Origin of the sequence: Shewanella bicestrii (genome assembly GCF_002216875.1) — a bacterium.
Classification (GTDB): Bacteria; Pseudomonadota; Gammaproteobacteria; order Enterobacterales; family Shewanellaceae; genus Shewanella; species Shewanella seohaensis.
The window spans coordinates 3,293,553-3,318,629 of sequence record NZ_CP022358.1 but is presented as its reverse complement, the minus strand read 5'-3'; the positions used below and the strand labels follow the sequence as shown (position 1 = coordinate 3,318,629).

Here is a 25,077-nt window from a genome sequence, read left to right as displayed (position 1 = left end):
TCTACCCCATAATTATGACTCTGTCAACAGTGGGTAAAAGTGAAGTGTGTGCCCCGTTGCAAAACCCATCTAAAGCCCTGAGTTTGATTGATTTGAATCAAAGGCGGGTGGTATAAAATACTCACAAATGAAAGCGATTAAATATCTTAACTATCTGATATTTATATCGATGGGATCATTTGTAGGATTGGGTGGTGAGGTGAAAGTCTCAAAGCCGAGCGATAGTGTGACTAGGGTCTCAGTATGCGAGGGAAAAGGGGATTTTTAAGCCTTGCTGCTTCGATGTAATGAAAAAGATGAAATTTAACGGTTTATACTGAATTCAGCTATAAACACAAAATGAAAACTCACTATCCTACAAAGGCACTTGCTACGAATGGCTCAAGTAGTCGTAGCAATTGGACGCACCACGTAAGGAGTCACCGATGATTGTTGAAGAGGTTGTTGAGCTATCACGGTTGCAGTTTGCGCTGACAGCCATGTATCACTTCCTGTTTGTTCCCTTAACCTTGGGGTTGGCATTTTTGCTGGCTATCATGGAATCACTCTATGTGATGACTGATAAACAAATTTATAAAGATATGACTAAGTTCTGGGGTAAGTTGTTTGGTATCAACTTTGCCTTGGGTGTTTCAACGGGTTTAGCGATGGAATTCCAGTTTGGTACTAACTGGTCTTATTATTCGCACTATGTGGGTGACATCTTTGGTGCACCACTGGCCATTGAAGGATTAATGGCGTTCTTCTTAGAATCGACCTTCGTGGGTATGTTCTTCTTCGGTTGGGATCGTTTCTCTAAGCGTCAACACTTAGCGACAACCTGGTTGGTAGCCTTTGGTTCCAACTTCTCCGCATTATGGATTCTGGTGGCAAACGGTTGGATGCAAAACCCTGTGGGTAGCGTATTCAATTACGAAACCATGCGTATGGAAATGACCAGCTTCGCTGATGTTATCTTCAACCCTGTTGCACAGGTGAAGTTTGTTCACACTGTGGCTTCTGGCTATGTGACTGGCGCAATGTTCGTATTAGCGATCAGCTCTTACTACATTCTGAAGAAACGTGACTTACCTTTTGCACGTCGTTCATTTGCGATTGCAGCCAGCTTCGGTATGGCGTCTATCCTGTCTGTTATCGTTCTGGGTGACGAATCAGGCTATAAAGTGGGTGAAGCGCAGCGCGTTAAGTTAGCGGCAATTGAAGCTGAGTGGCATACAGAACCTGCTCCTGCAGCCTTTACTGCAGTTGGTTTCCCAAATCAAGAAACCATGCACACCGATTTCGCGGTTAAGATCCCTTACGCTATGGGTATCGTAGCAACACGTTCTTTAGATGAAGAAGTAACAGGCCTACGTGACTTAGTGGCTGAACACGAAGTACGTATCCGCAACGGTATGAAAGCTTACGAGATGCTGGTGAAACTGCGCGCTGGTGATAAGTCTCCAGAGTTACGTGACGCGTTCGAAGCGGCGAAAGTTGACTTAGGTTACGGCTTACTGCTGAAGCGTTACACCGACAATGTTGTAGATGCGACAGAAGAGCAAATCAAAGCGGCAGCGAAGGATTCTATCCCGAATGTGGCACCGATTTTCTGGAGCTTCCGTGTGATGGTTGGCTTAGGCTTTGTGATGTTGTTTGTGTTCGCTGCAGCCTTCTGGCAAAGCACACGTCATCAGATCGAAGAGAAGAAATGGGTACTTAAAGCAGCACTCTTTAGCTTGCCATTACCTTGGATTGCGATCGAGTGTGGTTGGTTTGTGGCGGAATATGGCCGTCAACCTTGGACCATCTCTGAGGTGCTGCCGACCTTTATGTCTGCTTCGAGTTTAACGACTGGGGATCTGTGGTTCAGTATTATTTCGATTTCACTGTTCTACACTGTGCTGCTGGTGATCGAGATATTCTTGATGCTTAAGTTTGCCCGTCTTGGCCCTAGCAGTTTAAAGACTGGTCGTTATCACTTCGAGAAACTAGAAGCCTAAGCAGAGGATTTCATTATGTTTGATTATGAAATATTGAGAGTTATCTGGTGGGCTCTGATCGGCGTACTGTTCATCGGATTTGCGGTCACTGACGGTTTTGACATGGGCGTGGGTGCACTTTTACCGATTATCGGTAAAGACGATACTGAGCGTCGTATTATGGTCAACACCATTGCTCCCCATTGGGACGGTAACCAAGTATGGTTAATCACCGCAGGTGGTGCCTTGTTTGCTGCATGGCCTATGGTGTATGCAGTGTCTTTCTCTGGCTTCTATGTGGCCATGATGTTAGTACTGTTTGCCTTGTACACTCGTCCTGTAGGATTTGACTATCGCTCTAAGATTGAAAATCCAAAATGGCGTAAGTCGTGGGACTGGGCGTTGTTCTGTGGTGGCTTTATTCCACCGCTGATCATCGGTGTGGCCTTCGGTAACTTACTCCAAGGTGTGCCATTCAATTTCGATGAGTTCCTGCGTGCGACTTATCACGGTGGTTTATTTGGCCTGTTGAACCCATTCGGTTTACTGGCAGGCTTAGTGAGCGTGAGCATGTTTATGATGCAAGGCGCTGCTTGGTTACAAATGAAGACCGACGGTGAGCTGCGTGTACGTGCCGCGAATGCGACTCAGCTATGTGCACTGTTAGTGGCAGTATTATTTGCCGCTGCGGGTGTGTGGTTAGCCAATGGTATTGATGGTTATGTTATCACTTCAACCCTTGACCACCATGCACTGTCTAACCCAACGCTGAAAACCGTTGCGGTTGAGTCTGGCGCTTGGTTAGCCAACTATGATAAGTATCCTATTACTATGCTGTTCCCAGTATTAGGTGTGGCATTACCACTGCTGGTTATCCTAGTGAGCCGCTTAAATCGTTCAGGTTTTGCGTTCTTATTTAGCTCGCTGACAGTGGCTATGGTGATCTTAACTTGTGGTGCAGCAATGTTCCCATTCGTTATGCCATCTTCATTAGATCCTAACGTGAGCTTAACCATGTGGGATGCGACTGCGAGTGAAATGACATTAACTGTAATGACTTGGGCGGCGATTATCTTCGTTCCAATCGTGTTAAGTTACACTGTATGGACTTACTTCAAGATGTTTGGCCGCTTAAACCGCAAACATATTGAAGATAACAAAGCCTCACTCTATTAGAATTAAGGAGCATCTACTATGTGGTATTTCACGTGGATATTAGGGGTTTTGTTAGCCTGTTCTTTTGGTGTGATCAACGCCCTGTGGCTTGAAAACACGGAGAACATGGACCGCTCAAGCGATGACGCTGAGTAATAGCTAACCTCCTATAGCTGAACCCTTTAAAACCCCGCAACTGCGGGGTTTTTTATTACCACGTTATTAAGTTTAAGGGATTCGCTAAGGTGACTTGATTTGCTGAAATATGTTGTGCCACAACAAGCAACAAGCAACAAGCAACAAGCAAGAAGTTAGCAGCGGGGTTCCATAAGAAACAGGGCTCAATTTGTTTTAGCCGCACAGTCTCGATAAACCCCACAGCTTATTAAAGCGTTAGTTCAAGCTTATCTGAAAGCTTATGCTCAATTGCCAAAGCCAAAGCCAAAGCCAAAGCCAAAGCCAAAGCCAAAGCCAAAGCCAAAGCCAAAGCCAAAGCCAGCACGTTGCTCGAGCATGAAGTAGCACTAACGCGATAGGCGTTTAGCGTGGTTTACCTTGCAGTTTTGCTGCATGGATTTAGCAATGTCGACTTAATTGAATAGATGTAACTTAAGTTGAAAAGTAAAAAAATACCGCCCAAGTGGGCGGTATCTTAGTAAAGCAATGATTTGATTTAGGCCTTAAATTGGCTGATTTGTTGTTTAAGCGCGACGGCGAGGGAGGATAGATCATTCGCCGAGTTTACTGTTTCGGCTGCTCTGTGCTCACCTTCATTCGCCAGTTCGCTTATCTGGTGCAGATTATGAGTGATCTCTTGGGCAACGCTGCTTTGCTGCTCAGTCGCCGAAGCAATATTGCGTGAGCTAATCGCCAGTTCGCCAATTCTGCGGGTGATTTCCTCCAGCTGCTTGCCGGTTTCTTCCCCTTGATTCGCCGAGGCGATACCCAGCTGGTGGCTCTGCGCCATTTGGCTGGTGGTCGTTTTCACTTGAGATTGTAGCTTATCAATGGTTTGCGAAATTTCCAGAATGGAGGATTGTGTCCGCTGGGCTAAGGTTCGCACCTCATCGGCGACCACGGCAAAGCCTCGGCCCTGTTCCCCTGCGCGGGCCGCTTCAATGGCCGCGTTGAGTGCGAGCAGGTTGGTTTGTTCGGCAATGCTGTTAATCACCTCGGTGACTTTACTGATAGCCTCACTCTCTTGGCTGACTTTTTCGACGGCCTGATGGCTACTACTGAGTTGTTGGCTTAGTTTCAACAGATCCTGCACCACTTGGGTTTGTTGCTGTTGGCCTTCTTTGGCAGCGAGATCCACTTGTTGGCTCTGGTTCGCACCATCTTGAGCGTGGTTGGCGACATCGCGGATGGAGGTGGACATTTCTTCAATCGCGGTGGCGATTTGATCCGTTTGTTGCATCAATGCCTGGGCTTCTTCACCGTTTTGCTTAGCAATCCGCTGTGCTTTGGAGGCTTGTTGTTCAATGCTTTGCACTGAGGCTTGCAGTGCACTGATTAATTGTCGCAATTCCGATGACATGGTCGACACGCTGGTGGTGATCTTGTCGACCTCGTTTTGACTATCGTAGGCCGATGGTGGAAGCGGATGACTAAAGTCCCCCGTGCCGAGGATTTCCATATGGCGCTGCAGCGCATGCAAAGGCTTGAGTGAGCGGATTAGCACAAAGGATAGCAGTACGGTAATAAGCACAATACCTGTGACCGCCACTATGGCGTTGATGGTGAGTAGCAGTAGGCTCTCTTCATTTAATTCGTTTGCATTCACTTGACCAATCAACATCCAATTCCACCCATTTACCGTTTGGGTGTAGGCAAACATAGGTTGGTTTTTACTGTTAGTGTAGCGAAACTCCGATTGATCCTGTGTGGCTTGGCTAAGGGTTAATCCATCGAGCATGGACTCAGTTACTGGCTCGCCCGCATTAAATTTGGGATTGGCGACCAACACATTGTCGGCTTTGCGCATCAGCAGGAAGCTACCGGTTTCTTCTAGGGTGATTTTATTCACCGCGGCTTGTAACTGTGTGAGGGATTGAGTGATTTCAAAGCCGATATATAAGATCCCAATCACTTGCCCTTGGGCATCTTTAATTGGGCGATAGACTGTCATGTAGTCTTTACCGAAGAGTTTGGCGTAGCCTTCGTAAACTTCACCTTTGATAAGTGTTGGATAACCGGGATGGGTTTTACCGAGGAAGGTACCGAGGGCTCGGCTACCATCGGCCTTTTTTAACGAGGTCGCAATCCGGACAAAGTCATCCCCATCGCGCACAAACACAGTGGCGGTTCCGCCTGTGAGGTTGGCAAAGCGGTCAACTTTACTCTTTGACGAGTTAATTTGTTCTTTTTCATGTAGTAACGCAGGTGTGCTGACGCCGAGTACATTCACGGTTTTATCTGGGCGACTAAATTGGCCGGGGTACATTTCCTTAAAGACATCGGCATTGCGTCTTGCTAGTTGCAGCAAGCTATCGTATTGCAGTTCCAGCATGTCGGAGACGGCGTGCATCTCGGCTTTCATGGCACTGATGCCTTTATCTTCGAGCACGTTTGACGCGGATTTGTAGGAGAGGGTACTCAGTATGCAGAAAATGATCAGGGTAAGGATAAAAGCGAGGGCACCAATCTGTTTCGCAATAGGCCAATTTTTATAGTTCATTGTACGATCCTATAGGGTAAAGGTTAACGCTAATGTAACCGAACTTTTACGTCGTGGTCTTGATATGGGTCTAAGATTTTCTATTATTTATAAATAGTTCGCTCACAGATACCAGTGTAGACCAGTCTCTATTTTAGTCGATAGGAATATACATTTGAGTGGTAGGAAGAGTGGCGTAAGGCGAGCGTTGAGGGACTAAACGGAAGTATCCCTATGGTTTACTGCGATTGAGTCGATACCAGAAACAAGGAGTGACACTATGCTAGGCGAAAATCACGCATTGGTTTATGAGTTCCCAGATTTTGTCGAAAATATTCAAAAGCTTAAAACGAGCAATACCGTTTTTGCCACTATGGCGGAGCGCTACCATGAGCTAGACCATAAAATCCGCGCCCTTGAATTAACCAAAGTGCCCACCGATGATGAGCACTTTGTTGCCTTAAAATTAGAACGACTCCATCTTAAAGATAAGTTATATCAATACCTTGTTCATGATGCGATTTGAGACGATAACGCTGGTGTTGGAGCCGTGCGGCGCGTTTTCATCAGCAACAGATACATGGTTGGCACCCAGACGAGCGACAGCAACGTCGTGAGTAACGTCCCGCCGGCAATTGCGATGGCAAAGGGAGGCCAGAAGCCACCACCTGCAATAATCAGCGGAATAAACCCGCCGACCGTGGTGATAGTGGTCGAACTGATATGACGACCGCAGCTGCTGACCGTGGTGATGATCACCTCTTTATCACCCGCTCGGGCATTGTCGGTATCTTCCAGCTCGGCCAAAATCACAATCGCCGCGTTGATCGCAAGCCCCATTAGGCCGAGTAGGGCGATGATGACTGGAAAGCCAAAGGGATAACCAAACACATACACCGCAAGTAACCCAAGCCCCGCCGACTGTAATGCGCTCAGTAAAATAATCGCTGTAAGCCTAAAGGAGTTAAAGGACAAGACGACAGTGGCCAGCAGCAGGGTAACGACCAAAATCAGATTGGAGAGCAGATTGCCGACCGCCTCATTACGTTTAGCGCTTTCACCACCGATTTCAATTCGATAACCCGCAGGGAGCGAAATCGCCGCGACTTTAGCTTTCACATCGTTTAATACTTGAGCGGGCAATACGCCGCTGACGATATAGGCTTCAATCGTGTTGACGCGTTGACCATTACGCCTAGGGATCGCCCCGCGACTGACTTGCACCTCATTGTGGGACAGCGCAGACAAAGGCACGGCTGTGCCTGAGGGGGTCACAAGCTGAATTTCTGAGAGGCGACTGGCTTGCTCGCGGCTGGTGTCGCCCAAACGGACTCGAATCGGCAAAGACTCTGTCTGTTCGAGCACACTGCCGCCGATAACGCCCGTAGTCGCCATTTGAACTTGTCTGGCGATATCCGTCAGAGTTAATCCACTGATCAAACTCGCATCTTCATTCACTTGTAGCCACACCTTAGGAGCGCCAGCGCTTAGAGTTGCGCGGGTATGAAGTACATCGGGCGTGGCGGCTAGGATATTGCGCACTTCATCGCCGAGTGAGCGTAAGGTTTCAAGGTTAGGGCCAAAAATCATTAACTCGACTGGCGCATTAAAGGGCGGGCCTTGCTCAAGTTTACGCACTAACACCTGTGCTTCGGGAAAGGCCTTATCTAAGGTTTGCTGCAGCTCAGGTATGAGGGCGTTAGCGCGCTCAAAGTCACTGGCTTTCACCATGGCCTGAGCATAGTTGGTGGCTCCCTGTTGGCGCTGAGTTAGGTTGTAATAAAACGAAGGCGTATTGCCGCCTACAACCCAATCGACTTGGATGATGCCCTCGATTTGATGCAATTGCTTATCCATCAACTGCACTTGGTTTAAGGTGTTTTCGAGGCTGACATGGGGCGCGAGATACAGCTCAATTTGGAACATATCCCGATCCGACGGCGGGAAAAACTGCTCAGTCATTTTGCCGGAAGCATAAAACCCTAGCAGGGGAATTATCCCGATAAACGTAGCGCTCAGTAATGGGCGATTTAACGCAAATCTTAGGCTTGCTTGAAAGTAACCACTTACTAAAGGCACGTTGATGCCATGTTGGTACCAGACAGGATGTTTACCTTCGAGGCTAAAGCGTCCCGCAAGGCCCGCGATCAAAGTATGGGAAATCACATAGGAACCCAGCAGGGCAAACATCACCGACATGGCTATGCCACCAACAAATTCCCCCGCCGCACCCGGCATCAGCACGATAGGGGCGAAGGCTAAAATTGTGGTAATGGTTGACCCGGCTAAGGGTAGCCAGAGGTGATGTAAGGTCTCACTTACCGCGCTTAAGCGACTCATCCCCTGCTGGCGACGCTGGGCGATAGCATCGACGATCACAATGGCATTGTCCACCATGATCCCAAGGGCGACGACTAGTCCTGTGACCGACATTTGATGAATGGGTAGGCCGATATATTTCATACAGGCCAAGGTGAAGAGGGCGGTCAGGGGGAGTGACAGCGCAACGATAATCGCGTTTCTTAAGCCTAAGGTCAGCAGTAAGACCGCCAGAATAATCACAAACCCTTGTAATAGGTTGACGATTAATCCGCCGAGACGTTCGCTGGTGTAGCTGTTTTGCTCAAAAAGCCATTGCACTTTGATATTGGCCGGCAGCTCCTGATTGAACTCATCGACCAGCTGTTTGACTTGTCCTTGCCAGATATCGACGCGGGTATTGTTGAGCATGCGCGCCGCAACAAACACGCCCTGCTCGCCATCGACTAGGGCGATACTGTCAGCGGGGGTTTTAGGTTGACGGCTGATGTGGGCGATATCCCCTAAACGAATAATTTGTCCCTGCGCATCCACCTTGAGTGGCACTTGGCGAATACGGCTTTGGGAATCGAGCTCACCCGAGACTTCGACGAGGGCGCGAAAGTGATTGTTATTAATCTCGCCCGCGGCAATTTTACTGTCGGCGCTGCTTAAGATTTTCGCTATGGTTCCCGGCGTTAATTGCAATTGGCTCATCTTATAGCCATCGAGCTGAACCAGGATTTCCTCCTCGGGCGCGCCGTAAAGTTTAACGAAGTCGGTGCCGGATAAGAGCCTGAGCCTGCTCTGTAATTCCTTGGCGTAGCGGTTGAGCATATCCACCCGCGGTTGACTGCTATCGTTCCACACTAGGCTTAAAATGGCGGTGTAGGCGTAGCCGACTTGATCGTCTAAGGTCGGTGTTTGTATGCCATCGGGGAGGGTGTTTCTGGCATCGGCTAATAGATCCCGCGCCCTAGACCAGACAGGATCTGTGTCAGTGACGGTATCTTTAAGCTCCAACTGGATCACCGAAATACCGGGTCTTGAGGTGGATTGAATAAGCTTAATTTCCTCAAGTCGACGCAATTGATTCTCTAATACTTCGGTGACAAGCGCCTCGACCCGCTCGGCGGAGGCGCCGGGATAAGGGGTGATGACAGACGCAAATCGGTTGGTGATGTGTGGATCTTCGGTGCGTGGCAAACTGGACATTGCGCCAAATCCCGCGACCAGCAGTAGGGCGATCACTAGGCTGACTAAGCGACCATTTTCGACGAAGGCTTTAATCATGATTACCTCGTCGATGCGATGGAAGAAACGGCTTGGCCCACCACTAACTTATGTAAGCCTTGAGTCACATACTGTTCGTCGGCCTTAATCGCGCCTTGAATGTAGGCCATATCTTGAGTGGTGTAGAGGATATCGACATCGCGACGCTCTATCTGAGTTGAAATGCTATCGGTTGTTGAATGTGAAGGCGGCGTGGTTACATAGATATTCCAGCGGCCGCGGATCCCATCGATAAGTGCCGATACTGGCACCCAATAGCCCGCTTGCTCGACGGTTTGTTGTTGATGCAAATAGGCGATTTCACCGTTGATCACATTGGCATGTTCCGGCAGGCTGATCCTTAGCTGCAGGGTGCGACTAATGGGGTTTACCTCGGCACTGATCCCGGCGATCTTGGCGATAAATTGCTGATTATGCACGCTCACAGTCACATTCTGCCCATTGACGAATTGCTGAGCGACCGCGACCGGAACACCGATATAGGCTTCGGTATTCACACTGCCGACTAAGGTAAACACTGGGCTGCCTGCGGCGACCACTTCCCCTAGATTGTGTTGTCGTTGGCTGATTATGCCGTCGAAGGGCGCAAGTAGCTGTGATTTATCGCGTTTTAGTTGGTTTGCCCGCTGCGAGGCCAATAATCGTTTTTTGGCGGCTTCGAGACTCGCCAGTTGTGTGCGGTTCTCGTCGAGTAACTGCTCTGAGACATAACCCGATTTTTTTAGCTCAAGATTTCGGTTGAGGGTGCTGGTGGCAAGGTCAACATCGGCTTGGGTTTGCGCAAGGCTAGCTTGGATCTCCTGATGCTCTGCATCGAGCAAACGGGTATCGAGCTTGGCCAATACTTGCCCTTGCGTCACCTTAGCGCCGCTATCGACAGTTAGCTCACTCAGCTTACCCGATAGTTCGAAGCCGACACCCGTGGTATTGCCGGCGCGGATCGTGCCAGTGAATACTTGTTCACTCTGATAGCTAGTCGACAAGCGCAGTGGCGCCGTCGTCACGGTTTGCAATTGCGTGGCGTTGGCATGCTCTGTCACTTCCTTTTGACAGGCCGTTAAGGTGGAGACGGCAATCACGCAAAGGTAAAATGCACGCCAAGAACGTCGGGCAGCTCGATCCATTTGAATCCTTCCGTTGTAAGCTTAAAGTTAATTTTATGTAACTAGACTTGCTAGTCTAGTTGTGCGGAACTAGACTGTCTAGTCTATTTTATGCTTAACTAATACGAATTAATTATGTTGCTACCTTGAGTGAAGATATGACTCAGTCCTCCGATATTCCGATGAGCCGCAGTGAACAAAAGAAACAGCAAGTGCTGGTGGCGGCCATTGACTTGTTTTGCCGCCAGGGGTTTCCCCATACCAGCATGGATGAAGTGGCGAAACAGGCGGGCGTGTCCAAACAAACGGTGTACTCCCATTACGGCAGTAAAGATGATTTGTTTGTGGCGGCGATTGAATCCAAATGCGTTGGTCACAACCTAAATGCCGACTTACTCAGCAATCCAAGTCAACCCGAAGCTACCCTCACCGAATTTGCGCTGCAATTTGGTGAGATGATTGTTAGCCCTGAGGCGATTACCGTATTTAAAGCCTGTGTGGCGCAATCTGAGAGCCACCCTGAAGTTTCAAGGTTGTTTTTTGAGGCGGGGCCACAGCATATGCTTGCGATGCTGACAAAATATTTAGGGGCGGTTGAAGCGCTTGGAGTGTATCGCTTTTCACAACCGCATCACTGCGCGGTACGTTTGTGTTTAATGTTGTTTGGTGAGTTGAAACTCAGGTTAGAGCTGGGACTGGAGACGGAGAGCTTATTGGGGGAGCGTGAGCAGTATATTCGGGGTTGTGCCGAGATGTTCTTAAAAGCCTACCGAGTGTAACAACATTAAGCGGTTGGTATCAGTTTGTATCTTCTTCGAAAAGAGTTTACTTTTGTTTGAAATCGAGCGTATTATCCGCAACAAATGACTTAACAGTAACGCAAGGAGCAGGCGTGACTAAATCACTTGATTCTCGAGTCAGCATAAAGCCCAGCCTAATGTATATAGGATTGGGATTAACGCCTTTTTTAAGTTATGTGACCCGTCCTAAATAGCGTTGACACTTTTCAAACTCATTTTGGAGAGTGTAATGACTTCAACAATTAAACGAACTCAACGCGATTATTCCCTCGCTTTTAAATTGGCGGTTGTCGACCAAGTGGAAAAAGGCGAGCTGACCTATAAGCAGGCGCAAGACAAGTACGGTATTCAAGGTTGCTCCACCGTGTTAGTGTGGTTACGCAAGCATGGCAAACTGGATTGGTCCCTAGGGACGCCGCCAACATCAATGCGAGGACAGTTGATGACTGAACCCACCACGCTCACCCCCGAGCAAAAGATAAAAGCCCTCGAAGCCGAACTGGAAGATACCCGCATGAAAGCGGCGTTCTTCGAAGCCATTGTCGAAAAACTCAGAACTGACTACGGGATATCCGTCGTAAAAAAGCCACCCGCGAAACGCTCCAAGAAAAACGGCCATAGGTTATGGCGTCACCCAATGCTGTCGTTACCTTGGCATCAGTCGCCAGGCGTATTATCAACAATGCCAGCGGCAAACAGAATGGGAGCAAAGGGAGCAACAGGTGGTGCAAATGGTACAATATGAACGGCTACTTCAACCGCGAGTCGGTACGCGTAAACTGCAGTATTTACTCAACAAAATGCATCAAATAGTGATAGGACGAGACCGGTTATTTCGCTGTCTTAGGGCGCATCGTTTGTTGGTCACGCCTAAGCGGGCGTACCATAAAACGACCCATAGCCATCATCGATTTAGGTGTCATCCCAACTTGCTTAAGCCCAGCGAGCAGCAAGTAGACATCAGCCGCTCAGAGCAAGTCTGGGTGGCGGATATTACCTATCTGCCACTGCAAGATAATGAAGCCTATTTAAGCTTGGTGACCGATGCCTGGTCACGAAAAATCGTGGGCTATCATGTTGATGATAATCTTAAAACAGACGGGGTGCTAACGGCCTACAAACGGGCGCTGAAGCAGCGACAAGATAAAAGTAAACCGCTGATACACCACTCAGACCGAGGGATACAGTACTGCTCAAACGCGTATCAAGCGGTTCACGCACAACATGGCGTGACATGCTCAATGACAGACGGATATGACTGCTATCAAAATGCCTTAGCAGAGCGAGTGAATGGCATCTTGAAGCAGGAGTTTTTAACACATAAGCCCGCAACGCTGGAGGAGGCGCGACAAATGGTGACAGAAGCGGTAGCCATCTATAATCAACGGCGGCCACATTTGGCCTTAAAATACAAAACGCCCGATGAGGTTCATCGAGCGTTTTAGGTGGAAATAAGTGTCAACTTATTTCAGGACGAGACAATGCCGTGTCCGCGGCTGAGGCGCGTCAACCAGCGCAATATAAACCATTTAAGCTGAGCGTATCGCAGATTAGTACCCAGAGTGCATCGGTTGCCAATGGCGATACAGAGTTGCAGCGGGACAGCTTATTACTCAACGCCAGCGTCAATATTCCCCTAGATAAACAGTGGTCTATTGGAATGCGTGTCGGTTACGATAGGCTTGATTACGATTGGCGCAATATCCGTTTAACGGGGGCGAATAACGCCGCTGGCCTGTTTAGTGATGCGGGTGAAACCTGGGAAAATATCGACCGTTATCGCGCGGGCCTATCCCTTAGCTATCGGATGGATAAGCATTGGTCCTTTATGTTGTCGCCACAACTTCAATATGCCTATGCCGATACCGCATCGGCGAGCCATGCGCAGAGTTATGGTGTGGTTGCGTCGGCCATGTATGCCTTCGAGTCGGGCAATATGCTCGGTTTTGGCGTTGCGTATTTAAACGATATTGATGAAGTACGCACTATGCCTTATCTGGCGGTGAGTTGGCAGATTAATGATCGTTGGCGGTTAGCGAACCCATCCCAAGCGGGATTTAGTGGCCCTGCGGGTTTGGAGCTGAGTTATCAAGTGAGCCCTGCATGGAATGTTGGCTTTGGTAATTCACGTCGCACCGAGCGATTTTTAGTCGCCGATAAGGATACCGTGGTAGAGACTAACGAGTGGGTGAGTTATCTGCGTGCCGGTTGGCAAGCTACGCCGGCTATTGCGCTGAATCTTTACGCGGGTTACTACTTCAATGGTGAATTGGAAGTCACCCATCAAGCGGCGCTCGATATGGATAACCAAGGCGCAGCCGCCTTGGATCTCGAGTTCCGATTTTAATTACTGGCCCAGCATGGCCTCTTTGAGGCTCTTCTGGGCTGGTTTTTCCCCTAGCCAAATTTTGAGTAAGGCTTGGCGGAACATTTCCCCTTCAATCGTGGCTTGTTCTTGGCCATTTTTATAGGCGGTAACGCCACGGCTTTTGTTGGCGACCAAGGTGAATTGGTCGCCTTCTTTGATTTCATCCTTAAATAACGCCATAAAGGCGTCAATTTGTGGCTGAATGTCGGTCGTATTATCGGCGGTCGCGTGCTCAAAACCTTCGGTTATCGCATCACGCATTTTCTCGGAAGTAATCATTCCTGACGTAATATTGAGTCGAATCGCCGCAACCGGGGCATTGATGACCTCAGTCATGGTTTTGCTCGGGGTGGGCACATATAGACTACCCACATACAAATCCATAAAGAACTTGCTGCGAACACCAACGCCATTCAATTGCAGCGCCTGAGCGTCGAGCGTGATGGTATCGGCGACTTGGACACCAGAGACTTCTTTAGCTTGGGTGAATAGTGGAAAAAGCAAAGCGGTAGTTAGTGTCAGGGTTGAGAGTAACTTCATCATACACCTCATATTTTTTTAGTTATGGTCGTTGAGCGTATCCATGGGATTGACGGCTCAAACGAAGATTATCTGTTGATTGCCAAGCGATACTAATCGAAACCAAAGAGGAGCGATAGCCTAATCTGTTCAAGCTATCGCTTAGGAGGTAAATCAAGTTGGGCAGCTTTCTTTTGAGGGATACCTTAAGAAAGCAAAAAGTCGGAATTCTTTGTTCGAGTCATTCGACTTATTGGCTGACGTGGTTAGCCACGTATACCTAATTTATATTGGCCATTTTGCTCAAACATCACCGCTTGTTTTTGCTTAGGGGAGATCAGAATTGGGCCATCATCGAAAAACAGAAAGCACTTCCAGTTGCGGACAAAGACATCCCAACGAGTCTCAATCACTTGATATTTTTCGTAGCAAAAATAGACCTGAGTATCATCTGGCCACTGGATAAACTCGGCCAACATCTCGGGTAGGCTATTATCTTCACGGTCCCACGCACTCTGCCAATGATCCGTTTTGACCCATGCGTTGGCTTTAGCGGCCCAATCCCCTTTAGTAAACTGCTCGGCGCGGCTACTTTTATTGCTAATCCACTGATTCCAAACCAGCATGGCGCTTTTGTCCGTCAGCGGCAGAATGCCAGTCTTGTCATCATCGCTTACAGGCAAGTCCTTGTGGTTAAAAATCCACTTACGGCGATAGGTATCTAAAGGTATATAGGTATGAGCCAAAAAAGGTCTCCTAGGAAATGGGAAAATTGAAACGGGCTCATTATAAGATGTGATGTGCTAATAATAAAACCACCGAGCGGAGATATTGCCGCTCGGAACCATAGTCTATTGAGCTTCAGTGATGATACGGGTTAGTTCGGCCACATAATGCTGTGCCACCTGATTATCCGGATCGACATTCAAGGCATTTGAAAACGCGGTGTGTGCTCCCTCCGCTTGACCTAGCTCAACCATGAATAAACCAAGTTTTATCCAAGTCTGCGTATCTGAAGGATATTTTTCTAAGTAGTCTAGATAGACGTTGACTGACTCTTGGATTTTTCCCCGGAGCTTAAGGATATGCGCATACTGCGGTATGTACTCGTCACTGTGGGTCAAAATTTTGACAAGGGTATCTTCCGCAAGCTCAAGTTTACCTAATTTCAGTGCAAGTAAAATAATGTGCTTTAACTCCATTTCCGTACAGAGTTCTTCGGGTAATGCAAGCAATGCATCTAATGCTTGTTGAGGTTGCTGTTCAAGACAAAGTTGAAACGATAATGCAAGATGGTATAGCCGCTTAGCTTCTGGATCTTTTTCGGTTAAAGGCATAAGGTTATGAGTTAATAATGCTAAGCCTTGATGACTTTTCGATTTGTTCAATCGCAATATTTTAGTATAAACGTGCTCCATTGCGGAGCCTGTATTAAGTGCTTCAACATAGACTTGTCTCACTTGAGTTAAGCTAAGCTGGTATAGATTATTTAGTTTCGTCCAAAGTAATTTTTCATCTGCTGAGAATGAATAGTCAGGATGCATCCTTTTCCATATAAAGCACCTTCCTGGTTGATTATCTCTTTTCCATTGCTCTGCTAATGTATTAAATGGAGTAGTTTTCAGCTCGTTTATTCTATCTTGCAGTTTGTTACAAGCACTTTCTACTAGTTTAAAAACTTGAACACAGCTAGACAAAAATGCCTCATAGTATCTTTCTGTCATTTGGTTTATTTGCGGTTGCGTCCAGCTTTCTATCTCTCGAGTTGTTAAGAATTTAGAGAATTCGAAGTAACCATAAAACTTGATTAGCTGAGATAGATTTTTATATTTTTTGTTTATTTTTAACTCAATTTTATCTATTTTTTCAAGAGTGCTTGATGATTTTTTTGAGTCTAAGTTAAGTTTTGACGCGAGTTTTTTTGCCTCAGTGATTAAATACTGTAACTTGATAAGTTCATTTCTAATTTTTTTACACTCAAAATAAGCTTTGTTTAGGTCATTTTCTTTTATAGTGTTAAATTGACTATCCGATAGTAGTTTGCTTTTCTCTAGAGGGGGAAGTGTTATTTCTTTTGTGGGTTGATGGGTAATTCCCTCAATACATGCTGCATTTGATGATAAATTGATTATATCAACATGAGGGTAGGTTTTTGCTTCATTTTCAAGTGACTCCATTGCTTGCTTAAGTTGGATTAAGGTCTCTGCTTGGTAACCGTCATAAGTGCTTACCCATAATGTATCGTGCCCTAAACTCGGCCCCAAACTTGCTTCAACTGTACCGCTGGCGTGACTATATCCAGATTTTGAATAACAAAAATCCACGCCACTTAACAAGACCTGCTTGAATCCCATTTCTATAGCCAAACGTACTGCACTATTCGTGACTGTTGGTCCGACAGTCGGTATGTTGTCAAAGTCTTTATCATTATTCCAAGGAAAACGTTGCCCCATATAATAACAATCACCTTGCCATTGAGATAATACTTTAGGATTGACGTGATATGAGTGTACAAGTAGTGACTCCTCGTTTAATTCAAACATACCTCTACTGACATCAAAGCTAAAATCTTGAGGGTCTACACAGACAACAATATCAACATTTATACCAAACCTTGCAAGCTTTCCTGCTATCCTTGATACAGCGATTACATATAAACTATTTTGATTTTCCTTTATCCATTGAATGGCATCATCAAGTGATGGACCACCCGCGATAACAATGCAAGTCATTTGTCTATGTGTATTTCTAAGTTCTTTTGCTTGCGTATGATTATCTGCAATGTTTTCTAATTGAGTTCTTACAAATATTTTTTGTGTAAAGTTAACGCTGTTGTCAAAATATTCATTCTGTAATCTAGATTCAACAGTGTTTAGTAATGTGTTGTAATCATCAATATGACGAGAGGATACAGAAGATGAAGGAATTAACCAGTATTCACCTTTTGCAATGAAGAGTTTGATATCATCTTGCTTAAATAGTTCATCTAAGCCAGATTCATCAATGATAACGAGTTTACTTCTCAACTTACTAGGAATATCAATGAGTAATAAAGGTAAAATAGTAGATAATTCAATAAAAACAAATTTACTACCATCTGGAATACCTTCTTTTAGTTCAAGTATATAGTTAGCCAGCAGACCTGAGTCCATACCGATAATTATGTTTAACTTATCTTTTTGGTTGAAAAGTGTTCCAAATTTCCTATCGTAGAAGGTTCTTGAGTCGATTCCCTCGAATGTATTGCGATTGACACTGGGTAAGTAGTACTCATTAAAGCGACTAATAGCAAAATTATTCAAAATGTTAGATTGTAATTGCATGGAATTCTTACCCTAATGAGCAATTGAAGCTAGTGGTTATAACTACATGAGACTATGTCATCGCGATGCTTGCAAGCAATCTCTATACCAACGGTTAATTGACGCAGTTCATGTAACTCTAGTCGAAAATGAAAAGCGGACAAATGTTACCCTAATCGCAATTGAACTATGAAAAACTACATATATTATATATAGTTGCCTATAATAGGCTTCATTGGTTACACCATGTTGTCAACATGTGTTTATGCACAGAGTTGGCAAGAATCTTGTATGGTTACCGTACTGATGTATTTAATCATAAGTGTCGCAAGTAGTTAATTGAAGCTAACAATCTTGAGTGGGGAACTCTATGTTTGATAATAAAACAATTTTGATTACTGGTGGCACAGGGTCATTTGGACAAAAATACACCAAAACCATTCTTGAACGATATAAGCCAAAACGCTTGATCATTTTCTCCCGTGATGAACTAAAGCAATATGAGATGCAGCAGGTCTTTAATGCTCCTTGTATGCGTTATTTCATTGGCGATGTGCGTGATGGTGACCGTCTCAAACAAGCATTTAAAGATGTGGATTTTGTAATCCACGCTGCCGCACTTAAGCAGGTACCTGCGGCAGAATATAATCCTATGGAGTGTATTAAAACTAACATCCATGGGGCTGAAAATGTCATTCGGGCTGCAATCAGTAATAATGTTGTCAAGGTTATTGCACTATCAACTGATAAAGCGGCAAGCCCGATTAATCTCTATGGCGCGACAAAGTTAGCGTCAGATAAGCTGTTTGTTGCTGCAAACAACGTCGTCGGAGATGGTAAAACACGATTCGCTGCAGTCCGCTACGGTAACGTCGTGGGATCGAGAGGTTCAGTAGTTCCTTTCTTTAAGCAATTAATTGCAAATGGAGCCACTTCGCTACCTATTACTCATCCAGATATGACGCGATTCTGGATCACCCTTCAAGAGGGTGTCGATTTTGTGCTAAAGAATTTTTCCCGTATGCAAGGGGGGGAGATCTTCGTGCCAAAAATTCCTTCTATTCGTATTACCGATCTTGCTGCAGCCTATGGACCGAGTTTAGAACAAAAGATTGTAGGAATTCGTCCAGGGGAAAAAATGCATGAGGTAATGTGTCCAGGGGATGATTCGCACCACACCATAGAATTTGACGACCATTTTGTGATTACTCCTAGCATCAAGTTTTTTGGACGTGAAACGGATTTTTCTACCAATTCCCTTGGAGAGAAAGGCACGTTGGTGGCTGCCGGTTTTGAATATAACTCCGGAAACAACAGTCATTTTTTGAATGTGAATGAGATCCTTGATATGGACGCTTTAGCATGATCCCCTATGGCAGACAGGATATTGACAGTACCGATATTGCAGCTGTGGTTGAGGTGCTTGAGTCAGATTTTTTGACCCAGGGACCCAAGGTTCCGGAATTTGAAAATGCCGTCTGTGACTATACAGGTGCTAATTTCGGTGTCGCTGTTAACAGTGCAACCTCTGCCTTGCATATTGCCTGTCTCGCATTGGGGATTGGGCAGGGCGATTTGGTATGGACCTCGCCCATCACTTTCGTCGCCTCGGCCAATTGCGCCCTGTACTGTGGCGCTGAAGTGGATTTTGTCGATGTGGACCCTGCCACGGGCAACATGTGTTCCCAGGCTCTCGCCATCAAACTTGCCCAAGCAAAAGTGACAGGAACTTTGCCCAAAGTTGTCATTCCAGTACATCTGTGTGGCCACAGCTGCGATATGGCCGCAATAGCATCGCTCGCTGCTGAATATGGTTTCAGGGTCATAGAGGACGCCTCCCATGGTATAGGTGGCGGTTTCCAAGGGCATAAACTCGGAAGTTGTTATTACTCGGACATCACTGTATTCAGCTTTCACCCGGTCAAGATAATCACCTGTGCCGAAGGTGGTATGGCCATGACCAACAGCGCTGAGCTGGCCGAAAAGTTGAGACTGCTTCGCAGCCACGGGATAGTTAGGTTGCCGCAGCAGATGCTAAGACCAAATGAAGGGGACTGGTATTACGAACAGCATGAGCTGGGGTTTAACTACCGTATGACTGAGCTGCAGGCGGCGTTAGGTGTGTCCCAGATGAAACGCATCGATGCTTTTGTTAAGCGTCGTAACGAGCTGGCCAACCGATATCGTCAGGGATTGTCAAGCCTTTGCCATTGTTTGGAATCCTTGGCCGGTTCCGACAGTGCTTGGCATTTGCTGATTATCTGCCTGCGGGACAAGTCTCACAGAAAACACATTTTCGATGATATGAGGGCTGCCGGAATTCAGGTGCATGTTCATTACTTTCCTGTGCATCTGCAGCCTTTCTACATGAACAAAGGATTCAAGCAAGGACAGTTCCCAGTAGCGGAAGATTTTTATAGCCGCATCCTCAGTTTGCCATTGTTTCCCGGGCTAACCGAGGAGCAGCAAGCCTATGTTATTGAGACCTTGTCGAAAGCCCTCTAGCCCATGCTGAGCAGGTCACTCAAACATTGACCAGCTGACAGGCGAGTTTACGCTGACATCGGTTGTCAGTTTACGGCCTATGATTTGCTCATAGAATTTGGGTGCCAAACCAAATCCTGGCCTCACACTTCGAATATCTTCTTGTAGTATCAGCTCTCCAGCCTTTTTGTCATTAACTATGTATAGGGAACGTCGATATTTTATGGTTGCTTTTTCGCTGTTTTGCTGCGAATAGTCCACTTTCCCCAGTGCCTGCCAGGCTATTTTGGCATCTGTGCACAGACGCTCTAATTCCACCTCCTCAATGGAGAAACTGTCGTCCGGCCCGCCAGAGTTTCGATCCAATGTTACGTGTTTTTCTATTATGGCTGCACCAACTGCCACGGAGGTTACTGCAGTGACATTGTCTATGGTATGGTCGGATAATCCGCCGACGACATTGAAGCGTTTTGCTAAATCGGCAATGGTTTTTAAATTGTATTCGGACGAAGGTGCTGGATAGCTGCTGACACAATGCAGTAAAGCCAGTTCGTTACAACCTCCGCTGCGGGCCGCCTCTACGGCTTCTGCTATTTCATCTCTGTTGGCCATGCCTGTGGAGATAATCATAGGTTTTCCGGTGCCAGCAATGTATTTTATCAGCGGTAGATCAATGGCCTCAAATGACGCGACCTTATAGACGGGTGCATTCAAATCCTCCAGCAGATCAACGGCGGTGTTGTCGAACGGTGAGCTGAAAATAGTGATACCTAGGTTGCGTGCATAATCAAATAAAGGCTTATGCCACTCCCAGGGCATTTGTGCCCATTGATAGAGTTCATAAAGACTTTTTCCATCCCATAAACCACCGCGGATCATAAACTCTTCTTTTTTTGAGTTTAAGGTGATGGTATCGGCGCTGTAGGTTTGCAGCTTGATGGCATCGGCGTTGCAGCGCTTCGCCATGGCAATAATCTGTTTGGCGCGCTCAATATCACCGTTATGGTTGGCCGACAGTTCGGCAACAATATACGGAGGATAATCTATGCCTATTTTCCGACCTGAAATTGAAATCATTGGATGAGTCATAAAAAGCCTTTAAAAAATTAAGACATAAGTGTCAATCTGTTCTTGTATGCCGAGCATCAGGCTAGGACAATTCATAAGGCGCTGGCCATTCTGGCGTGTTGCCTATTCGCCGCAGGCGCGTGAATTCATCTTTTGGGGGCACTAAATGAAAACCCAGCAATCGTCTTTGGGCGTCACTCATTCGATTGTAGATATGCTCGGGAGTATTTTGCATAAAGTCGAATGACGGTTTGATAAACCATCTTGCGTATCCTAGCAGCAGTGCCCAGCGGCTGACATCTGTCATATTTGCTCCTCCCCCATGCCACATATTGGCGTTAAAGATCAGCACTCCACCTTGTTGGCCCGTGATCAATATTTCATTGGGATGTTGTTTGCCATTCTCAGGGAATTCGGTCCATGTGTGGCTGCCTGGTACCAAGCGTGTTGCGCCATTGGAGGGTGTAAAATCATCCAGTAACCAGACTGCATTGGCTTTTAAGCAGTAATTCACTCCGGGTAAAGCGCTGTCGACATGCAACTGCTGCCCTGGATTGCCTTTCAATGGACAACGTGCAGATATATTGTTCAGGTAATAGGGTTCATTATTGTTATATGAGCCTTGTTTAAGTACCACATCCAGCAGTGCCAATACATCGGGATGCTCAAACAGTCTGAACCAGTCCATGGATTTATTGTGGAGATTAAATACCACTTTTTCTGTGGATTTATCTGAAAGCGTACCCGCTGTAGAGGAAGCATTGGCATACTGAGGAGCATATTTTTGATAATTTGCTTCAAGCAGTGCCCTGAAATGCTTGCATTCCTCCGCTGTAAGTATATTGGGTAATAAGACGTAACCATGATTCAGGAAATGTTCAATATACGCCTTCATGTTATATGGCCTTCGCATAACAAGTGATTTGGCGACCCAAATTAGCATCGGCCAGTGATCGGTAAAACTGTTGAAGCGTTTGCTCTTCGCCCAGTTTTCGCAAATTAAGTTCAAACTGTACCCTGCGTTGGTGGCAGGCTTTCCCTATGTTTCTGTTATTCAAGTAATTGTCTCCCATCAATAAAAACATTTCCAAGGGGAAAGACGCGATGGCTAGTTCATTTTGGAAATGGCATCCTGCCAACAATGACTGCAAAGATGCACGTGAGAAATAGTTGAGATGTGCAGGGGGAGAAACCCACCATTGTTGCATGTTAAGCAATTTCTGTGCTGTAACCTGCAGCGTATTGAAATCATTCGGCACAGTGATTATGAGTAACCCACCTTGTTTGAGAACCTTGCTTCTTATCTCGGTAAGTATCTTAACTGGATCGGCAAGATGCTCCAAGACGTTGTTAAGCATGACAACGTCAAATTGCTTGTTGTTGAAGGCATTCATGCTTTCGACCCCGCAATGCTTTACGTTTAGTCCTTGGCTGATGCCATATTCAACCGCCTCTTTGGCAGGATCAAATCCATAGCAGCTGGCTCCCAATTGTTTGAAATAACTTAATGCCTGTCCCCAACCACAACCGACGTCGAGAATTTCAATCTCGTCCATGGAAACTCCAAGCTGTGACTCGATTATTTTAGCTTGATCGTTCCATGTTCCTTCCCAAAACTCTTTGTCTATAAGTTGCACTTCAAGGGAGGAGTTATTGAAATTTTTATAGTCGTTCGAGTAAAATTCGTTGGCGTAAAATTGATCTATTTCCGCTGTTGTTGGCATCGGCGTCACTTGAAGAAAACCATAATCCGGATGAGGTTTAAGGGTGAAGTTGTTTTCTTGTTTCATGATCAATTACCTGAATAATTTTGTGTTATGTAAGCTTTTGAATTAGACCAACCGATATTCATTACCACATCCAGCATTGAAAGCTTTTCGATAAAGTGATTAGTTTTTCTTTGAGGATATACCTGCGGTAAGAACTCCTGAAAAGATAATTGGATATCAGTTTGACCAGTAAAATCATCAGCTGTTAGATACTCCCTTGCCCCCTGTGGAGATAAGTACTCAGTCGCTTTAATTTCATGCAGAATCGACAATAATCTCCGCGTCCTCACACCGGGAATATCGAGTTCACTGGATCTTATAGTTTTACATTGAATACTTAATTTTTGAGCCATCATTTCAATGAGAGCAATATTTAATTCGGCAAGCGAGGTGTGGTTGTCGTTTGATATGAGATTGATGAAACAGTACAGTTCAGAATTAAAAGCGTGTTTGGCATAGGTCTGTTCGAGCATTCTTGTCATTTTTTCACGCCAGTGAGTCTTATTGTCAAGACGTGTTGCAAGCAATGTTTGATCCAAGTGTTGGTGCCGTACCGGTACTGTTAGCCAATTAGGCATATTATTCAAAGGAATACGATTGCGGTTATGCCAAGAGCTTTTTTGAAACTGGGCATCATCGAGAAAGACAAACACATCCACCTCGGCCATTAAGTTAAAGTAGCCACTCCAAGGCAAAAAAGTCGGTTGCATAATGGCGCATTTCATAATACTTTTCTCATTTGTAGTACATTTTTTTCGGAAAATTCCGCAGCGATCAGTTTGTCATCGCAGATCACATATCCCAGTTTATTGTAAAACGACAGTGCTGGGCTATTGTCTTTAGCTACATGGATCACAATGTTATTAATGAGCAGAGTGTGTTTAATGATGTTTTCCAGCAATGTCAAGGCTATGGTTCCCAAACCTTTATTCTGTTCGGTTTGTACGCCAATGTAGATCCACAGCTCGGCTTCGCTCCGTTGCACGTTTAGGTGTTTAATACCTAGGTTACCCACGTGCCGTCCTTGTTGAAGGATGCTGAAGGTATATTGGGTTTGATCTTTGAGCAATGCTCGCCAATAGATAAAGTGCGATGCTTTGACAGGGGCTTTGGTTTGTACAAACTGCCCCCTTAGTGTTACATCTTGCAACCAATGGAAGGTTCGTCTGATATCCAGCGGTTTCACATCGGCCAAGGTAACCTCTTTGGCCAATAGGTTTTGACACACCAGAGGTGCACCAAACAGCACTGGCGCCGCAACCAAAGGCAGGGGATGTGAACAATAGCGTCCAAGTTTTATTGAGAGTTCATTAAAATTTAAAAACAGCTCAAAGAGGCCTAATTGGCTCATGGAAAGTAAGGGGGTAACCTGATTGTCGGCAATAGGCATCAATAACGAGGGCAATTTCATAAACAATCTTTCGTAAGTGCAGCCCCCTCCCGAGCCAATGGCGAGATCAGCGACTGCCATAAGCTCTGCCATGTTATTTACATTGGTATGGATGTGGGTTTCGATTTGCATGGCTTGTGCGGCAGATTGCAAGGATGACAAATGGGGTGCATTGGCGCTGACTACAACGTCTATTCGTTTCAGGGCCAACAATGGTGTGTCTTTAATGACCTGTAAGACCTTTTCGCTGTTGTTGTCGCTGTCTATCCCGCCGAACGTAACGAGAATTGTCTCGAGCCGTTTGGAAATGCGCCTTTGGATACTCAAATATTGCCACTGCTTGAATTCGTCTCGCAGCAAGACATATTTTCCACCAAGTAGTAATTGGCACTTTTGAGGAACCCAAGTTTTATATGCGTTGGATTTAACGCTCAAGTTGTAGTCGAGTAATATATCGCATCTATGCATCCTGTCTGCCAGGTCATCGATAACCATCAGCTTTTTGCAATATGCCTTGGCTTGTGTTTCCCATTTTTCATCAAGAGCATAATGATCGACAACAATAATATCTGGTTTGATTACATTAAAATGTGAAACACATTGGCTGATGTCATGCTGCCAACTTGTCTCCAGCAAGCTGCAGTGACGTGGCTCTGAGGTATCATTTTCTGGACTCAGATATGTATCCCGGGGTAATAGCACCAACACAAAGCCATGTTGTTCGACCAAAGCGCTGTGATTATTGAGTAGATCACGGCATATGAAATAGCATTGGCAACCCTGCTGTTTTAAGGCCATTGCCAGCGTAAGGCAGCGCATAACATGTCCATAACCTATGCTCCGGCTTGAGTCTGTGCGAAAAACAACGGTCTGGCTGTCTGATAACGCTGCCTGTAAATTATCCACCATTG

General features: G+C 46.0%; 20 protein-coding genes. 9 read left to right on the top strand and 11 right to left on the bottom strand.

Annotated features, from left to right (window positions below):
- The first annotated feature begins 425 nt into the window (after positions 1-425).
- Genes CF168_RS14440 through cydX form a run of 3 tightly spaced genes read left to right on the top strand, consistent with a single transcriptional unit; the run spans position 426 to position 3,272 of the window.
- Complete coding sequence (locus CF168_RS14440; RefSeq protein WP_011716322.1) at positions 426-1,982, top strand: cytochrome ubiquinol oxidase subunit I; 1,557 nt, start codon at positions 426-428, stop codon at positions 1,980-1,982.
- Positions 1,983-1,997: 15 nt separating this feature from the next.
- Positions 1,998-3,137: a cytochrome d ubiquinol oxidase subunit II gene (gene cydB / locus CF168_RS14435; RefSeq protein WP_011622028.1), complete on the top strand. Its 1,140-nt coding sequence runs from the start codon at positions 1,998-2,000 to the stop codon at positions 3,135-3,137.
- Positions 3,138-3,155: 18 nt separating this feature from the next.
- On the top strand, positions 3,156-3,272 hold the full coding sequence (gene cydX, locus CF168_RS14430; RefSeq protein ID WP_011622029.1) for a cytochrome bd-I oxidase subunit CydX: 117 nt from the start codon (positions 3,156-3,158) through the stop codon (positions 3,270-3,272).
- Between the two features lie 517 nt (positions 3,273-3,789).
- On the opposite strand, the gene CF168_RS14425 is transcribed toward cydX, so the two are convergent.
- A complete protein-coding gene (locus CF168_RS14425; protein ID WP_086904637.1) occupies positions 3,790-5,793 on the bottom strand; it encodes a methyl-accepting chemotaxis protein in 2,004 nt (667 codons plus the stop codon).
- A gap of 259 nt (positions 5,794-6,052) precedes the next feature.
- Between CF168_RS14425 and CF168_RS14420 the strand changes: the two genes are divergently transcribed.
- Complete coding sequence (locus CF168_RS14420) at positions 6,053-6,298, top strand: YdcH family protein (RefSeq protein ID WP_011716370.1); 246 nt, start codon at positions 6,053-6,055, stop codon at positions 6,296-6,298.
- Here CF168_RS14420 and CF168_RS14415 read toward each other — a convergent pair.
- Positions 6,283-9,363 (bottom strand): efflux RND transporter permease subunit, encoded by a 3,081-nt coding sequence (locus CF168_RS14415; protein WP_011716371.1) that lies wholly within the window; start codon positions 9,361-9,363, stop codon positions 6,283-6,285. The genes CF168_RS14420 and CF168_RS14415 overlap by 16 nt on opposite strands.
- 2 nt (positions 9,364-9,365) lie before the next feature.
- Complete coding sequence (locus CF168_RS14410; RefSeq protein ID WP_011716372.1) at positions 9,366-10,487, bottom strand: efflux RND transporter periplasmic adaptor subunit; 1,122 nt, start codon at positions 10,485-10,487, stop codon at positions 9,366-9,368.
- 137 nt (positions 10,488-10,624) lie between these two features.
- Here CF168_RS14410 and CF168_RS14405 point away from each other — a divergent pair, with 137 nt between their 5' ends.
- From CF168_RS14405 to CF168_RS14395, 3 genes are all read left to right on the top strand, one after another.
- On the top strand, positions 10,625-11,245 hold the full coding sequence (locus tag CF168_RS14405; protein ID WP_011716373.1) for a TetR/AcrR family transcriptional regulator: 621 nt from the start codon (positions 10,625-10,627) through the stop codon (positions 11,243-11,245).
- Between the two features lie 250 nt (positions 11,246-11,495).
- Positions 11,496-12,711, top strand: a protein-coding gene (locus tag CF168_RS14400) for an IS3 family transposase (RefSeq protein WP_240520031.1) whose coding sequence is annotated in 2 segments (ribosomal slippage) — positions 11,496-11,891 and positions 11,893-12,711 — 1,215 coding nt in all. Because the reading frame shifts where the segments join, the coding sequence is not laid out codon by codon here.
- A 20-nt stretch (positions 12,712-12,731) separates the two neighbouring features.
- Positions 12,732-13,613: a DUF6268 family outer membrane beta-barrel protein gene (locus CF168_RS14395; RefSeq protein WP_089068202.1), complete on the top strand. Its 882-nt coding sequence runs from the start codon at positions 12,732-12,734 to the stop codon at positions 13,611-13,613.
- Here CF168_RS14395 and CF168_RS14390 read toward each other — a convergent pair whose 3' ends face one another.
- The 3 genes from CF168_RS14390 to CF168_RS14380 all read right to left on the bottom strand — a co-directional run bounded on the left by CF168_RS14390 (position 13,614) and on the right by CF168_RS14380 (position 17,476).
- Positions 13,614-14,174, bottom strand: a complete 561-nt coding sequence (locus CF168_RS14390; protein ID WP_011716375.1) for a chalcone isomerase family protein — start codon at positions 14,172-14,174, stop codon at positions 13,614-13,616.
- A 245-nt stretch (positions 14,175-14,419) separates the two neighbouring features.
- On the bottom strand, positions 14,420-14,899 hold the full coding sequence (locus CF168_RS14385) for a DUF2947 domain-containing protein (protein WP_011716376.1): 480 nt from the start codon (positions 14,897-14,899) through the stop codon (positions 14,420-14,422).
- A gap of 105 nt (positions 14,900-15,004) precedes the next feature.
- Positions 15,005-17,476, bottom strand: a complete 2,472-nt coding sequence (locus CF168_RS14380) for a 6-hydroxymethylpterin diphosphokinase MptE-like protein (protein WP_011716377.1) — start codon at positions 17,474-17,476, stop codon at positions 15,005-15,007.
- A gap of 349 nt (positions 17,477-17,825) precedes the next feature.
- Here CF168_RS14380 and pseB point away from each other — a divergent pair, with 349 nt between their 5' ends.
- Both pseB and pseC read left to right on the top strand, forming a co-directional pair.
- Positions 17,826-18,821, top strand: a complete 996-nt coding sequence (gene pseB, locus CF168_RS14375) for a UDP-N-acetylglucosamine 4,6-dehydratase (inverting) (protein WP_011716378.1) — start codon at positions 17,826-17,828, stop codon at positions 18,819-18,821.
- Complete coding sequence (gene pseC / locus CF168_RS14370) at positions 18,818-19,960, top strand: UDP-4-amino-4,6-dideoxy-N-acetyl-beta-L-altrosamine transaminase (RefSeq protein ID WP_011716379.1); 1,143 nt, start codon at positions 18,818-18,820, stop codon at positions 19,958-19,960. Before pseB ends, pseC begins: the two co-directional genes overlap by 4 nt.
- A gap of 15 nt (positions 19,961-19,975) precedes the next feature.
- Here pseC and pseI read toward each other — a convergent pair whose 3' ends face one another.
- The 5 genes from pseI to pseG form a co-directional block, all read right to left on the bottom strand.
- The gene (pseI, locus tag CF168_RS14365) at positions 19,976-21,028 is read right to left on the bottom strand and encodes a pseudaminic acid synthase (protein ID WP_011716380.1); all 1,053 of its coding nucleotides are present in this window, start codon (positions 21,026-21,028) and stop codon (positions 19,976-19,978) included.
- 61 nt (positions 21,029-21,089) lie between these two features.
- Positions 21,090-21,902, bottom strand: a complete 813-nt coding sequence (locus CF168_RS14360) for a phytanoyl-CoA dioxygenase family protein (RefSeq protein ID WP_011716381.1) — start codon at positions 21,900-21,902, stop codon at positions 21,090-21,092.
- Between the two features lies 1 nt (position 21,903).
- Positions 21,904-22,797, bottom strand: a complete 894-nt coding sequence (locus CF168_RS14355; protein WP_011716382.1) for a class I SAM-dependent methyltransferase — start codon at positions 22,795-22,797, stop codon at positions 21,904-21,906.
- 2 nt (positions 22,798-22,799) lie between these two features.
- Positions 22,800-23,501 carry a WbqC family protein gene (locus CF168_RS14350; RefSeq protein ID WP_011716383.1) on the bottom strand — a complete coding sequence of 234 codons (702 nt, stop codon included), beginning with the start codon at positions 23,499-23,501 and terminating at the stop codon, positions 22,800-22,802.
- Positions 23,498-25,075: a UDP-2,4-diacetamido-2,4,6-trideoxy-beta-L-altropyranose hydrolase gene (pseG, locus tag CF168_RS14345; protein WP_011716384.1), complete on the bottom strand. Its 1,578-nt coding sequence runs from the start codon at positions 25,073-25,075 to the stop codon at positions 23,498-23,500. The genes CF168_RS14350 and pseG overlap by 4 nt, the downstream gene beginning before the upstream one ends.
- Between the last annotated feature and the right edge of the window lie 2 nt (positions 25,076-25,077).

Bases quoted from the DNA above. Each gene is read 5' to 3' on its own strand.
- CF168_RS14440 (WP_011716322.1), top strand. From the start codon at position 426: ATGATTGTTGAAGAGGTTGTTGAGCTATCACGGTTGCAGTTTGCGCTG.
- cydB (WP_011622028.1), top strand. From the start codon at position 1,998: ATGTTTGATTATGAAATATTGAGAGTTATCTGGTGGGCTCTGATCGGC.
- cydX (WP_011622029.1), top strand. From the start codon at position 3,156: ATGTGGTATTTCACGTGGATATTAGGGGTTTTGTTAGCCTGTTCTTTT.
- CF168_RS14425 (WP_086904637.1), bottom strand. From the start codon at position 5,793: ATGAACTATAAAAATTGGCCTATTGCGAAACAGATTGGTGCCCTCGCT.
- CF168_RS14420 (WP_011716370.1), top strand. From the start codon at position 6,053: ATGCTAGGCGAAAATCACGCATTGGTTTATGAGTTCCCAGATTTTGTC.
- CF168_RS14415 (WP_011716371.1), bottom strand. From the start codon at position 9,363: ATGATTAAAGCCTTCGTCGAAAATGGTCGCTTAGTCAGCCTAGTGATC.
- CF168_RS14410 (WP_011716372.1), bottom strand. From the start codon at position 10,487: ATGGATCGAGCTGCCCGACGTTCTTGGCGTGCATTTTACCTTTGCGTG.
- CF168_RS14405 (WP_011716373.1), top strand. From the start codon at position 10,625: ATGACTCAGTCCTCCGATATTCCGATGAGCCGCAGTGAACAAAAGAAA.
- CF168_RS14390 (WP_011716375.1), bottom strand. From the start codon at position 14,174: ATGAAGTTACTCTCAACCCTGACACTAACTACCGCTTTGCTTTTTCCA.
- CF168_RS14380 (WP_011716377.1), bottom strand. From the start codon at position 17,476: ATGCAATTACAATCTAACATTTTGAATAATTTTGCTATTAGTCGCTTT.
- pseB (WP_011716378.1), top strand. From the start codon at position 17,826: ATGTTTGATAATAAAACAATTTTGATTACTGGTGGCACAGGGTCATTT.
- pseC (WP_011716379.1), top strand. From the start codon at position 18,818: ATGATCCCCTATGGCAGACAGGATATTGACAGTACCGATATTGCAGCT.
- pseI (WP_011716380.1), bottom strand. From the start codon at position 21,028: ATGACTCATCCAATGATTTCAATTTCAGGTCGGAAAATAGGCATAGAT.
- CF168_RS14360 (WP_011716381.1), bottom strand. From the start codon at position 21,902: ATGAAGGCGTATATTGAACATTTCCTGAATCATGGTTACGTCTTATTA.
- CF168_RS14355 (WP_011716382.1), bottom strand. From the start codon at position 22,797: ATGAAACAAGAAAACAACTTCACCCTTAAACCTCATCCGGATTATGGT.
- CF168_RS14350 (WP_011716383.1), bottom strand. From the start codon at position 23,501: ATGAAATGCGCCATTATGCAACCGACTTTTTTGCCTTGGAGTGGCTAC.
- pseG (WP_011716384.1), bottom strand. From the start codon at position 25,075: ATGGTGGATAATTTACAGGCAGCGTTATCAGACAGCCAGACCGTTGTT.